General features: G+C 38.2%; 13 protein-coding genes and 1 other annotated feature. Of the genes, 6 read left to right on the top strand and 7 right to left on the bottom strand.

The features are described 5' to 3' along the window. Positions 1–219 precede the first annotated feature (219 nt). Both KHA97_RS16745 and KHA97_RS16740 read right to left on the bottom strand, forming a co-directional pair. Positions 220–627: a DUF6223 family protein gene (locus tag KHA97_RS16745; protein ID WP_213125924.1), complete on the bottom strand. Its 408-nt coding sequence runs from the start codon at positions 625–627 to the stop codon at positions 220–222. A 459-nt stretch (positions 628–1,086) separates the two neighbouring features. Beyond that, entirely contained in the window at positions 1,087–1,563 is a 477-nt protein-coding gene (locus KHA97_RS16740; RefSeq protein ID WP_213125923.1) for a DUF6220 domain-containing protein, read from the bottom strand. 522 nt (positions 1,564–2,085) lie between these two features. Between KHA97_RS16740 and KHA97_RS16735 the strand changes: the two genes are divergently transcribed. Beyond that, positions 2,086–2,772: a response regulator transcription factor gene (locus KHA97_RS16735; RefSeq protein WP_213125922.1), complete on the top strand. Its 687-nt coding sequence runs from the start codon at positions 2,086–2,088 to the stop codon at positions 2,770–2,772. Beyond that, the gene (locus KHA97_RS16730) at positions 2,769–3,887 is read left to right on the top strand and encodes a sensor histidine kinase (RefSeq protein ID WP_213125921.1); all 1,119 of its coding nucleotides are present in this window, start codon (positions 2,769–2,771) and stop codon (positions 3,885–3,887) included. The genes KHA97_RS16735 and KHA97_RS16730 overlap by 4 nt, the downstream gene beginning before the upstream one ends. A 374-nt stretch (positions 3,888–4,261) precedes the next feature. On the opposite strand, the gene wrbA is transcribed toward KHA97_RS16730, so the two are convergent. After that, complete coding sequence (wrbA, locus tag KHA97_RS16725; RefSeq protein ID WP_213125920.1) at positions 4,262–4,873, bottom strand: NAD(P)H:quinone oxidoreductase type IV; 612 nt, start codon at positions 4,871–4,873, stop codon at positions 4,262–4,264. A gap of 118 nt (positions 4,874–4,991) precedes the next feature. After that, complete coding sequence (locus tag KHA97_RS16720; RefSeq protein WP_213125919.1) at positions 4,992–5,477, bottom strand: GNAT family N-acetyltransferase; 486 nt, start codon at positions 5,475–5,477, stop codon at positions 4,992–4,994. Between the two features lie 597 nt (positions 5,478–6,074). Between KHA97_RS16720 and pssA the strand changes: the two genes are divergently transcribed. Continuing rightward, a complete protein-coding gene (gene pssA / locus KHA97_RS16715) occupies positions 6,075–6,566 on the top strand; it encodes a CDP-diacylglycerol--serine O-phosphatidyltransferase (RefSeq protein ID WP_213125918.1) in 492 nt (163 codons plus the stop codon). A gap of 295 nt (positions 6,567–6,861) precedes the next feature. After that, a complete protein-coding gene (locus KHA97_RS16710) occupies positions 6,862–8,997 on the top strand; it encodes a bifunctional metallophosphatase/5'-nucleotidase (protein WP_213125917.1) in 2,136 nt (711 codons plus the stop codon). 63 nt (positions 8,998–9,060) lie between these two features. On the opposite strand, the gene aspS is transcribed toward KHA97_RS16710, so the two are convergent. The 3 genes from aspS to KHA97_RS16695 form a co-directional block, all read right to left on the bottom strand. Then, positions 9,061–10,359, bottom strand: a complete 1,299-nt coding sequence (gene aspS, locus KHA97_RS16705; protein WP_213125916.1) for an aspartate--tRNA(Asn) ligase — start codon at positions 10,357–10,359, stop codon at positions 9,061–9,063. A gap of 103 nt (positions 10,360–10,462) precedes the next feature. Beyond that, positions 10,463–10,675 (bottom strand) — a binding site (T-box leader). Between the two features lie 79 nt (positions 10,676–10,754). Continuing rightward, positions 10,755–11,648: a PhzF family phenazine biosynthesis isomerase gene (locus KHA97_RS16700; RefSeq protein ID WP_213125915.1), complete on the bottom strand. Its 894-nt coding sequence runs from the start codon at positions 11,646–11,648 to the stop codon at positions 10,755–10,757. A gap of 65 nt (positions 11,649–11,713) precedes the next feature. Then, entirely contained in the window at positions 11,714–12,181 is a 468-nt protein-coding gene (locus KHA97_RS16695) for a DinB family protein (RefSeq protein ID WP_213125914.1), read from the bottom strand. Between the two features lie 217 nt (positions 12,182–12,398). Here KHA97_RS16695 and KHA97_RS16690 point away from each other — a divergent pair, with 217 nt between their 5' ends. Further along, positions 12,399–12,671: an autorepressor SdpR family transcription factor gene (locus KHA97_RS16690; RefSeq protein ID WP_213125913.1), complete on the top strand. Its 273-nt coding sequence runs from the start codon at positions 12,399–12,401 to the stop codon at positions 12,669–12,671. 5 nt (positions 12,672–12,676) lie between these two features. Continuing rightward, a complete protein-coding gene (locus KHA97_RS16685) occupies positions 12,677–13,303 on the top strand; it encodes an SdpI family protein (protein WP_213125912.1) in 627 nt (208 codons plus the stop codon). Positions 13,304–13,324: the final 21 nt, after the last annotated feature.

The following is a 13,324-nucleotide window of genomic DNA, read 5'->3' as shown; positions in this document are numbered from 1 at the left end:
TTAAACTCATTCATTAGTCATGTTTATATCCTTTGAAAAATCAACCAATCGGCCTCGAACTGCTTTTCGTTATATGATCTATCAGTACCTAAGCCAGAGTTTCGCTCTTGAAGCTTGATAAAATTCGTTTTTTCACTTTCATTTCCTAACTCTCAAAATCATAATCTGCCCTTGTCCTCAACCGGACACACCCAAGGACAGGAGCCACCCATGATCTGGTCAGCCAACCCTTTGGCGGGAGCGGCGCAGAGTTAGCCCAGCGAGGACCATGCTGGTCAACCCAAACACTATTGCAAAGTAAGCCCCGACTCGCCCGTCACCGGTGCCAGGCCCACCAGGGAATATAATCACATGCACCCCGGCGTAGGCTATAACGAGTAGTCCCACCACCATAGACACGATGGCACCACGCCGCCCACTGCCCGTACCGAAACGACCAGAAGAACGGGCCAGATACATCCCAGCGAGGATCACACTGACCAACCCCACAACCGCATCCATCGTGACCCAGAGTCGCCCAGTGGTTAATTTGTATCCAATATTACCGTTGGTCACTTCAGCAGAGGCCAGAGTTGGCACAAGTAGAAATGCACAAAGTAATACGAATGAAACTAGCTTCATTTTCATTTGTTAATTCCTCCTATTTGTTGTTTTTGCAATCAGTCGCATACCATTATTTCTTGGGAAATATTGTTGGGAAAAGTCGAAAAAACACGGACAATTTAACCTACTCTAATAGGACCCATTCTTTCTCCTCCTTAATTCGCTTTTCTGGCGTAGACGTTCTAATGATCAGAACACTGATCCGTAAGCAATAACTGTGTGGAGCTCAACTTATTCAATAGTTATTTGCTGTTTTTAGTCATTGTCTTGGAAAAATAATAAAGAGAACAAGGATACCGGACATTCCATATAGAACAATTACAATGCTTCGAAACCAATGAGTTCTATTCCCATAATCATGCACAACTAGATACTGCGATACTCCAGACACGATAAGGAATAGAATGACCAATAGATATTCGGATATATTAGGGTGGCATCTCTTCTATCCATCCATTTTGAAAATTGTAATCAAAACTCAATTTATCTGCTTTGCTCCGCAGATTCTTGCTTTTTTTCTTTTTTAAGGGCATCGGTCCTCCGTGCGAGGGACACAGTTCCAAAAAACAACATCAGAGCGAGTACCGGATGAAGAGCAGATAAATATCCAATCCCTGATGGTAATTTGACGCTGACTGCTATCAAAATGATGATCCCTAACAAACCTGCACTACGGAGTCGTAGAGAACGCGGCAGCCGTGCGATAAAAGAAATCACAAGTATCAGGATTGAAAAAATGATCAGTGTTCTGGCAAAGCCTGTATGGCTAGCCCATTGAGCTGGATCCCAAAACAGTGCGAGACCGGCGAGAAAAACCTGGATTAAAATACAAATCGCAAATATCCTTAACATTGCATTAAAAACTAAACGAGCTCTAACTACTAGCGGTGAAACATTGGTTATTTCTTCAGCTTGATGCCCGACTTCAGGTTCACTACGGTTTACGGATAGATTGCTCATCTAAAATCCTCTCTTTCGTAAATTAAGATCGGTAGGATATTCCATGTAAAATCGTTCAATCGTTTGCTCTACTTTAGGATTCTTGTCGTTAAATAGGCTCTGTAACTCCTTAAAGCCGTTTTGCTAACGAAATGATCTCATCGTTTTCAGGTGGCACAACCTGCTCATGTCCAGGCTCAATCTGTTAATCATGTTTCCTTCATACTCTACGGAATTGCTGGATAAATCCACCACCCGTTCAGTGCTGAGTTCAACCACCCTCTCTCAATCGACATCGCACACAATTCAGCTCATTTCTTCCACTTATTACGTTTTCCATGAAAACGATCCTCCCACTCACTTATCTTTTCTTGTTCTTTATGGCTATTTCTCTTGTTCACAGTCAGTTTAAATAATAAATGTCGAGAACTTATGCAGAACTTCCTCTTTTTGTATGGAGTTATTCAAGAACATGTAAAATCAAGGTATAATTTTCGGTAAGTGGTGTATTCTCGCAGACTAAACTGGAAAGATGTGATTAAATTGGAAACGAAATTGTTGCTTGTGGAGGACGAACCAGACATGCTTGAGGAAATGCACACCTATCTGCAACGTGAAGGGTTTAGGGTATTGACCGCCTGTACTGGCAAGGAAGCGCTCACGATTGCCCAGTCTGAGCGGCCTGATATCGTTGTGCTTGATTGGATGCTCCCGGAGAAAAGCGGCATCGACGTTTGCCGTGAAATAAGGCAAACTTCTCAATGCGGTATTATTATGGTCACGGCCCGATCGGAGGAATCAGATAAAATCGTCGGTCTGGAAATCGGTGCGGACGATTATTTGACGAAGCCATTCAGTTTGCGCGAGCTCACTTCTCGCATCCGAGCTTTACTACGCCGCTTACGCGGTCCTGAAGACAGGACGATGTTCTTGGAAAGAGATAACCTAATCATTTCTGAGGCCAAATGTCAGGTATTCAAAGACGGCCAGGAGATCCAACTGACACCAACGGAATTCAAAATCTTGTACACGTTGGCTGCACGTCCCGGTATGGTTTTCAGCCGCCTGCAATTATTAAAAACTGCACTTGCGGACGAATATATGGGATATGAAAGAACGATGGATTCCCATATTCGGAACCTTCGCCGCAAGCTGGGAGACGATCCAGCCAATCCTCGTTATATTCAAACTGTATACGGTTTCGGTTACCGATTCGGTGAACAATCATGACATTGACGGTGCGCCAAAAAATATTTGTCTCCATGGGACTACTCGTTCTTATTATCGGAGGCACTCATGCAGTAACAAAACAAGCTTACATGGAGTCTTTGTTCGATCAATTTCGTAAGGAAGAAATTGATGCATCTTATTTAAACTCACTGCCCGGAGAACAAATTGAGATTTTGAAGACTTACGTTTCAGGTAAGATGAAGAAATTTTGGCTTGGAAATTGGGTGTTTTTCATAGCAACTGGGCTGTTGTTCAGTTTATGGATATCTGGGGTGCTGACGATCCCACTTAGAAGGCTCGTTGCCGCTATCGAACGTGTTGCACAAGGGGATCTAAACGTAAACGTTCCTGTACAATCAAAAGACGAATATGGTAAGGTAATCCAGACGTTCAACGATATGACACTTCGCCTGAGGGAAGCTGAGGATGCCCGCAGAAGGTTGGTAGCTGATGTCGCTCATGAGCTTCGAACTCCGCTGTCTATCATGCAGCTAAAATTAGAAAATGCTCAACAGGCCGGTCAATACGTCCCTCCGGAAATGTTGCTTAGACTCCATGACGAAGTGATCCGCTTAAGCATGCTTGTGGAAGATCTTCATGTCTTGTCGTTGGCTGAGGCAGGCAGGTTGGCATTGGACTTGAAACCGCTGGATCTGTCGGCAAGACTTGAACAAATCGTTGATGATGTGAAAATGGAGGCTGAGGAGAACGGACTGGAAATGAGCTTCTATTCGAAGACGAGGCCGGTAACTGTGATGGCTGACGCGAGACGGATCACGCAGGTGTTCATCAATTTGTTGACTAATGCAATCCGCTACACACCAGAAAGAGGAAGGATTTCGGTTGTAATTGAAGACAAGGTCCTGGATCGAGATACGATCTATACATGTGTCTCAGTGAAAGACACCGGAATCGGCATTCCAGCTGAAGAGCTTACCCACCTATTCGATCGTTTTTATCGTGTAGAAAAAGCCCGTTCGCGGCATACAGGCGGAACAGGGCTCGGATTATCAATAGCTCATCATTTGATCAGAACCCACGGGGGGTTCATCCGTGTCGAGAGTGAGCCTGATAAGGGTACGACATTTACTGTTTATTTGCCTTTAAGTAGATAATATTTCTAAAATATTGTTGCTTCAAATATGTGTATTTAAATGAACATTTTGCATCATTCTGAGTCCTTTAGCAGCAAGGATTTTCGAGTATAAAAGGGACTTCACCCCGACTTGTAGAAGTTTTCAGTGACCGAACCGGAAAACATGCAGAGGAAGTGAAGTCGATTTGTTTATTCTCCTAGAAAATCTATTTCCTTTGACGAACTGTAAAAACTTGAATCTAGAGAACAATTGCCTATCGAGATTACGATTAAACTCTAACGCATTGCATCCACCACTTCCCAAAAAAGTAAAATAACCTCAACAGGAATTATCCTAAGAGGTTATTTCTATCGTACATTATTTTATTTATATATTTGAGAACGAATAGGTAGTTATTGAGTTCCTTTTTTAACCCACTCTGCCACCGTAACTGTTCGTTTCGCTTGATGCTTAACAGCGGCTTGTACATCATCAATCATTTTACCATCTTGCCCTACCGTCACACTTGTACCATATGGATTCCCACCTGCACCAAACAGCACTTGGTCTGTGTAACCTGGAGGTACAATAATCGCTCCCCAATGCATCATGGAAGTATATAAAGCTAAAACCGTTGCTTCTTGCCCGCCATGCGGATTTTGGGCAGAGGTCATGGCACTTACAACTTTGTTAACGGTTTTTCCAGTTGCCCAAAGTCCTCCTTGAATATCAAGGAATTGTTTCATTTGAGAAGCAATATTGCCAAATCGTGTTGGTGTGCTGAAAATTATGGCGTCCGCCCATTCTAAATCGTCGGATGTTGCTATTGGAACGTCTTTCGTTGCTTCAACTGTTGCTTTCCATACTTCATTTCTTTGAATGATAGAATCCGGAGCCAATTCTTGAACTTTAAATACTTTTGCTTCTGCACCTGCTTCTTTCGCTCCTTCTTCAGCCCATTTCGCTAATTGAAAGTTTGTCCCACCCATACTGTAAAATACAATCGCTAATTTTACGTTAGTCATTTTTTTCTCCTTTTCAAGAAAAATTTCATAGCATTTGTATTTTTTCTTAATGCTGAATTTCTATTCATAAAAAGGTTAGGTGAGGAGGAACTTTTATTTGCTTACCGTTTTATGTTCTTTATAATTCCTTGCTTAATATTTCTCCAGGCAGTCCATCTATTTCACATATTTCCATTGAAATGAAACCAAGATTGATTAAAATTTTTCGAGAAGCGATATTATTCGGATCAATGATGGCCTTTAATAATTTTATTTCTGTCTGTTTAGCCATATTGAATAAACGTTTCGCAACGGTGCTGCCGTATCCCTTCCCCCAAAATTCAGGCCGTATCATGTAACCAATTTCAGCTTCATCTTCCTTTATTTCGTTTAACGTCAGATGCCCCAGACCTATAAATTGATTAGTAATCTGATCGTAGATTTTAAAGGAACCGTAAAAATCATATTTTTCGTTTCGCTCTAAAATCTTATAAAAGTTAACCTTAGCCTCTTCAAGCGCAATCGCCCTTTCAGTGATTTGAGCCATGACTCGTTCATCAGATACCAATTTAAAGTAATCATCAAAATCCTTCTTTTGAAACTTTTCAATCATTATGCTTTGCATTTTATCAATCAACTTCCTTATACTATTATCTGTTTTACAACATTTGGAATCCCGCCAGGTTATTCTGATAGATAAGTTATTTCTAATTCACTAACTTTATAAAAATTTTAGAGGTTTTCTTCCTAGTAAAACCGAATATTGCGCAATCGAGTGTGTGTCTAAGAAGTTGAGAAATCTTGTTTTCAACATTTTATTCAATCGGCATGCTAATCGTATTACCTGCTGCTTTTATTATATTGTTATTAAAAGCCACTTTTAAAAGTAAACTTAAATGGGTATTGGACTTATTAGTGACTGCGGACTTGGAAAGGTAGGAAACTCTGGAAATACATCTGAACCACATTTACACATACACGCTAAAAAAATGGAAAAGGTGTACCAATAACATTTAATGATCGTTTTTTAGTGAGAAACAGCTTGATTCGGTAATAGTCTATTTCCTTCTACAAAAGAATTCTCGCCATCTCCATAAAATTCTTTTCTTATATTAGATATTTTCTAATTCAAATTTTAGATTACTTTTAAGAATAGCCGAAGATTAAATAGAAAATCCTATCAAGTTAAGGAGCATTGTTTTTACGTCAGGAGGAACAGTCCTTGTTCAATCACATAGTAAAAATTGTACCCAATTTATTTACAATCGGAAATTTATTATGCGGTGTTCTTTCAATTACCTTTAATATGAGTGGTTATGTGCAATTAGCCTCTATTTTTATTTTTTTATCAGCCGCTTTAGATCTTCTTGATGGAAGGATCGCTAGAAAACTAAAAGTGAACAGTGAATTTGGCGTAGAACTAGATTCCTTAGCTGATATTGTGAGTTTCGGCGTTGCTCCTGCACTTTTATTTCATTCAATCGCAGCTCCATCCTTTTTAACGTCTTTGGCATTCTTCCTTTTCCCAACAATGGGGGCATTAAGATTAGCTAAATTTAGCGTTAAACCAACCATAGGGTATTTTCAAGGATTGCCTATTCCTGCTGCTGGATTGCCATTGGCAGCTATGGGATTATTTTTATATAGCAATGCGTGGATCACTTTAATCCTCGCCTTTTTAATGGTAAGTCCCATTAGGGTAAAAAAATTTTAAATCTAATCCATTATAAAAGCTATTAAGCATAAGCTTAGAACCTAACTTGTTAGATTAAACAACACATGAGAAAAAACTGAACGACTAACATGATTGGTTTTTTATTATTTTTCTTTATGTCGGATGATTATAAAATGAAACTATAGAACTATTTGTGAATGATTACACTTAGGAAAAAGTAATTATTTTTAGGGCATAAGCATTTGTTTTATTGAAAATTTACATTAAATTAACCATCTTAATAAATCCTCTGCTTATAATTGGGGCGTCAAAATAAAGTAAGGGGAGCGAAGTAATGAGAAAAATATTTTTTAAGAGGTTATTAAATTTACTAGTAATTACCCTTCTAGTTGTACCAATCTTCTCGAGTCTTTCCATTCGTGCACATGCAGATGACACCGTCTCTGTTAAGTTACTTTCTGTGAACGATTTACATGGCAAGATTGATGTAACTGGAACAGTTAATAATGTGAATTATGGGCGTGCTGATTATTTGGCTACATACTTAAAAGCCCGTAAAGCAACCAATCCAAATAACACGCTGATCATCCATTCTGGAGATATGATTGGAGGAAGCTCTCCAGTTTCAGCCTTGCTTCAAGATGAACCAACTGTTGAAATCATGCATTCGATTGGATTCGATGTAGGTACTGTGGGGAACCACGAATTTGATGAGGGTACACAAGAACTCCTTCGGATGATACATGGCGGAGACCATCCAAACGGTACAAAAGGATACAAGGGCATGAACTTCCCGGTTGTTGCTGCTAATGTGGAGTACAAAGATACTGGAAAGCTCGTATTTGATCCGTATACCATTAAAGAAGTGGATGGAGTAAAAATTGGATTTATTGGTGTAGCCACGCTTGAAACGCCTAATATGGTGATGGCTTCTGGTATTCAGGATATCCGTTTCACGGACGAAGCAACAGCTGTCAATAAATATACAGAGGAGCTAAAAGCACAAGGGATTAAAGCAATTGTTGTTCTAGCTCACGTTCCTGGAAATCAAAGCGGTGAAACAGCGACTGGTCAAATTGCAAACTTAGCGAAGAAAACAGATGAAGAAGTAGATATCATAATTGCTGCACATAACCATGTTAAACTCAATGCAATCGTAGACAACAAGCTTATTGTACAAGCTTGGGAATATGGAAAAGCCTTTGCAGACATTGATTTGAAAATTGATCTTGCTACAGGTGATATTGTTGAAAAAAGCGCGGAAATCGTTGATGTTATTCAAGAAGGTGTAACTCCCGATCCCGAAGTTAGTGCTATTTTAACTAAATATAAAGAATTGGTTGGACCAAGATTGAATGAAGTAGTAGGTTTTGCTGCCGCTCCAATGGATGGAGGCTACCCAATAAAAGGCATCATTGGTGACAATGCTCTAGGAAACTTGATTGCAGACGGAATGAATTATGAAATGAAGTCTGATTTTGCATTAATGAACGGTGGAGGAATCCGTGACAATCTGGACAAAGGCGAAATTACTTGGGAGGATCTATTCAATATCCAACCATTTAATAACACTTTGATTACGGTCACCATTCCAGGATCAGCATTGGAACCTATTTTAAATGCCCAAATATCATCCTATGGCCCAGATGTCTCTATCGGTGGATTCTCTTATACATGGGATAGTGCGACAAATAAAGTAGTGAATATCTATCTTCCAGATGGAACGCCAATTGATAAAAATGGGACTTATACGCTTACCGTCAACAATTATATGTATGAACATGCGACTGATAAATATAAAATTCGCCAATATGGCAAAAATCCCGTTCAAGGACCTGAAGACTTACAAGCCACTGTAAATTTCGTTAAAAGTTTTGATGGCCAAATCCATTATGTAGCAGACGGAAGAATATCGGAAGACCACTTGGCGCCTGAACTGGCAGATGCGATATTACGTGAGGCTGACTTCAGAGATGGCTCCTATCTTCATGATGTTACAATAGACTTGGAAGCAACAGATGCAGGAATCGGAGTTTCGCATATTGAGTATAGCTTGGATAACGGCATCACATGGAAACGATATGAAGAAGGGCTTACTTTAAATAAAGAGGGTGAAAACTCCATTCAATATCGTGCAATAGATAAAGTGCACAATGTTTCAGAGAAGAAAACCCTTGAAGTATTCATTACATCTGCGACAATTGAAAATACAATTACTTTAGTGAAACAAGCAGAAGGGAATAAAGGAATCAAAACATCCCTTATAGCCCAATTGGAAAACGTGAGTAAGAACTTTGAAAAAGGTAAAGAAGATAAAGCTTATCAATCTTTGGAAAACATTTACCTAAGCATTAGCGAGCTTTCAAATAAGCAATTGGCTGAAGTAGATAAAAAAGAAATTATGCTCATGCTTCAATACATCATTGAACATCGAACAGATAGTAACGTGGATGAGTTACTAGCAAGTTAATAGCCTTTCCAAATCCTTATCAAGAAAGAATCTTCGCAGACGTTGCGAAGATTCTTTCTATTTTCATGGGATAAGACGTGTACAATCTCTCGGAAACGCACTTGCTTCGCGCACATTAGACAATTCCAAAAACTTATATACTAATCTTTCTAGTCCAATCGCAAAACCACCATGAGGAGGACAGCCGTATCGGAATGTATTAATATATGACTGAAAATCTTCTACCTGTAATCCCTTTTCTTCAAAAGAAGCGATTAACAAATTATACTCATGAATTCGCTGTGCGCCTGATGTAATTTCCAATCCTTTGTATAACAAATCAAAAGAATCCGTAACCATAGGATTATCCTTATTTGGCATCGTGTACATAGGTCTCGCTTCTTTTGGATAATGTGTAATAAAAACAAAATCACTGCCATACGTTTCTGTCACATATTTTCCAAGCAACTTTTCGCCTTCTGTATCTAGGTCTCCTACTGGTGATTCTTTTCGATATTTTTCTTTTAAAATAAGTTGAGCATCTGTAAGTGTTATCTTTGGAATTTCTGTAATGATAGGTACGGTTATTTGTAATAGATTCAATTCTTTTTCACACATCTCCGCCACCTTTTTAAACATATATCTTAAAAGATCTGTCTCTAACTTCATCACTTCATAAAAATCTTGGATAAAGCCAGCCTCTACATCCAACGAAATATATTCATTTAAATGACGAGAAGAGTTGTGATACTCCGCCCGATAAACAGGAGCGACTTCAAAGACACGTTCCAATCCACCTGCCACCATCATTTGTTTATAAAACTGTGGAGACTGAGCTAAATAGGCTTCTTTTTGGAAATAGGGGAGCTTAAATACATTCGCTCCCCCTTCCCCTCCTTGGGAAACAATTTTAGGTGTAAATATTTGCGTGAAATCATTCATGATTAGAAATTCACTAAATGCCTGTACGAGAGTGGATTGAACTTTGAAAATGGCCTGTATTCGTTCATGTCGAAGGGATGTGACTCGTTCATTTAACATTTGATCCAAACCAACTTGCAGCTTTCTTTTATTCACTTCAAAAGGAAGTCGGTCCGACGTGTTTAACATCTTCACTTCTTTTACAAGCACTTCTACACCTAATTCCGTTTTTGGCGTTTCCACTAGTTTACCAATAATTTCAACTACACTTTCCACTTCCACCTTATATCCTGCTAGATCGTTTTCCAACACACATTGAATAACACCTGTTCTGTCACGCAAAATTAAAAAACTAAGATTTCCTAAATGGCGGATTTTCTTCACCCAACCCTGCAATAAAACCACTTTTTCACTAGATAATTTACATTCACGAATGAGTGACCGCTTCAATGATTGGTCCATTGTTTTTGCCTCCTATATTTTTGTATTTATTTGCATCATCATTGTCATCGTCATCATCCACGGCCACTCACCTCCTTTAAAAAAATACAAAAATCCGCCCCTATAAAGGGACGGATTGATCCGCGGTACCACCCAAATTGTCAAAATGACCACTTAGACCTGATAACGGTAGGTGCCGTTTGCTTTTACTAAATATCATCACGTTCAAAGCTACGCTCACAGGTGTCTTTCCAACATGCGGTATCGCAATCTTCCCAGCAATCGACTGCTCTCTGTAGACCCTTGCATGAGTACTCTTCCTGATCAACACTTTTTGTATATTGTATTGTATTTTATTAATTTTACAAAAAGAATGCAAGATATTTTTTAATTTCTTGTTCAATTTTAATAACCGATTATTTTTTAACAATTTCAATCTCAATGTCCTTCACATAAACAGCAGTACCCGAGATAGAAACATCTAAGTTTCCTTCTTCTTTTACATGCACATACACTCGTCCATCTTTATTCATTTCATAACCTTGTTCTACAATTAACGTTACTGGCAACCTAGCACCTTCGTTTATAAAAGTTTTATAATAAGCTCCCATCACACCTGCAGCTGTTCCGGTAACAGCATCTTCAATCGTTCCCGAAAAAGGAGACGAAAAGTGACGAGCATGCATATCATTTCTTTCGTCTCGTACTTCTAAACAGATTGGATGTAGAGAAGCTCTTGGTATTTCTTTTAAAATACTCGGAAATTCTGCTGTTGCAGGAATCATTTTATGAAAGCTTGCTAATTCTTTAATGGGTATAATCAATGTCCATATTCCTGTGCTGCCATAAACAATAGGATAATCAGGATGCAGGTCTTCTTCTGTTAAGCCGATTGAAGCTGCCAATTCGGACTTAGAACCACTGAATGTTTGAAACTGAGGGTTTGCTTGTTGCATAGTAATCAGTAGTTCGTTATTTTCATCATGAACCTTTACAGGCAACACGCCTGCTTTCGTTTCAATTGTAATATTGGATTGTTTTAATAAACCATTCATTCTTAACGCATACACCGTTCCCATTGTTGCATGCCCGCATAAATTCATCTCATGTCCCGGTGTAAAATAACGGATTCTAAAATCAGCAATATCGGAAGAAACGATAAAAGATGTTTCGTTAAATCCTACTGCCCCAGCTATTGCCAACATTTCTTCTTCACTATAATCATCCCCGTTCAGCACAACCCCAGCTGGATTCCCTTTTCCCGGAATAGAACTGAACGCATCAATATGTTTTACGTACACTGTTTGCATGTCAAAATCTCCTGTTCTATATTTCCCCTATGGTATTCTTAAATATCGTCGAATAATCCGACCTTCTAGCTTTTTTGCAGTTTCCTAATATAAATGATTTGACCAATATGATAAGCATTATGTGTTGCTACATTTCCAAGTACCGCCCACCACTGAGCAGGTTCAGGGAAACCATGCACTTCACTTTCAACTTTTTCTTCTGTAAGTAAATCTGGCCACTTTAAAAGAACCCTTAATAATTCATCTTTTAAATCAATAAAACTCTTATTTTCTGGGATTACAAAACTTTTATTATTATCTTCTATTGAAGGCACGGCATTTACATTAGATTTTATATATCTAGTTTGCCAAGTTTCATTCCAATACAACAAATGCTGAACGATTTCAGCAATACTATTACAATCTTCATCAGGCTTCCAAAACGCTTCTTCTTCAGACAAGTTTTCGACTGACTCTGAAAAAGGCAAATACCAACTAGGATCATTTGCATTCGCTAACAACTGATCGGCTAAAACATCCTTACCGTGAATCATGTTTTGTCCACCTCTTTTTACTTTTTAGTTCAATCTTTACTTTACTTCTATAAATGTTATAATTTATCCTTTTAAGTTAGGCAATTCGTGAAATTAGAGTAATATCTCAGTTTATTCCTTTAACAAATCCATTGATTTTTTAGTAAAATTCGCTTATTATATATTTAGATAATTATCTAAATAACTAAATGTTTTTCTATAGGAAAGAGGGGTTGACATGAATGATGCTTTTAAGGCCTTGTCTGATCCAAGTAGAAGAAAAATTCTTCACCTTCTAAAAAAGAAGGATTTGTCAGCAGGAGAAATCGCTGATCAATTTAACATGACAAAGCCAAGCATTTCACACCATTTGAATTTATTAAAACAAGCAAATTTAGTTGATTCAGAAAAAAAAGGGCAACATGTTATTTATTCCTTAAATACAAGTGTGTTTGAGGACGTTGTTACTTGGTTTATGGATTTGTTAAACAAAGACGATGAGGAGAATTAGATAAAATGAAAAGACATTGGTTTGGCCTATTTTTATTAATAATCGTAGTTTTAATAACTTGTATTTCTTATCCATATTTACCAGAACAAATGGGAATACATTGGGACTATAAAGGTGTTCCAAATAGCTTTACCAATAAATCTTACGCCGCCTTTCTTTTTCCGGGGATAATGCTCGGCCTTTATATTTTGGGATTACTATTGCCTAAAATTGATCCGAAGAAGTATAACTATAAACGATTCGAAGGTACGTATTATTGGATTATAAATGGGATTATATTGTTCCTATTCTTATTTCAAATTGCTAATATAGCGAGCAGCTTAGGAATAATCAATTCCAAATATGCAGTTCCAGCGTTAATTGGATTATTATTCATATTTATTGGGAACTTAAGTCCAAAATTCAAACCTAATTACTTTATTGGCATTCGTACACCATGGACATTAGCGAATGAAGATGTTTGGAGAAAAACCCATAGATTTGGAGGAAAGGTTTTTGTCGTTTTAGGTATATTGATGTTATTAGTTCCAGTTATTCCAGCAGCTATCCAAGTATACTACGTGCTCATTTCTATATTCGTTTCCTTAGGACTTATTGTTTTTTCTTCCTATTACTTTTTCGTGAAAATTTGAATTGAACTCCCTTAGTGGGAG

Origin of the sequence: Lederbergia citri (assembly GCF_018343625.1) — a bacterium.
Taxonomy (GTDB): Bacteria; Bacillota; Bacilli; order Bacillales; family Bacillaceae_C; genus Lederbergia; species Lederbergia citri.
The sequence above is the reverse complement of the archived record's forward strand: the minus strand, read 5'-3'. Positions and strand labels throughout refer to the sequence as shown.